The sequence below is a fragment of the Variovorax sp. DXTD-1 genome (assembly GCF_003984625.1).
GTDB lineage: Bacteria > Pseudomonadota > Gammaproteobacteria > Burkholderiales > Burkholderiaceae_C > Variovorax.
This window is the reverse complement of sequence record NZ_RWKH01000089.1, coordinates 1-311: the sequence shown is the minus strand read 5'-3', so window position 1 is coordinate 311 and position 311 is coordinate 1. Positions and strand designations below refer to the sequence as shown.

General features: G+C 63.3%; 1 protein-coding gene. It reads right to left on the bottom strand.

What is annotated here, in order from left to right; genetic code table 11:
• Positions 1-311 (bottom strand): type IV secretion system protein (locus EJI00_RS24980; protein ID WP_185868228.1); only part of this gene is annotated, 311 nt, incomplete at both ends.

Below are 311 nucleotides of genomic sequence, written 5' to 3'. Positions count from 1 at the left end.
CCAAAGAACTGCGCCGCCGCCGCAGGCGCGGTCACCAGCAGGGTCGTCAGCAGCAGCCCGATGCCCCCTTGCAGCATCGCCTGGCTGGTCAGCCCCGTGCTGCCGCTGATGCCCAGAAAGCTGGTGATCGCCTTGGCCCCCCACAGCCCCGCGGCAATGCGAAAGTTCAACTCCAGCACCAGCGACACCATGAAGCTGAGCACCGCCATCGAAAACAGCAGCCCGATGCCGTACAGCAGCCACTTGTGAAACAGCGACTCGGTCTGCTTGAAGATCAGGCACAGGATGAAGAGAGGCCCCAGGCTGATGAA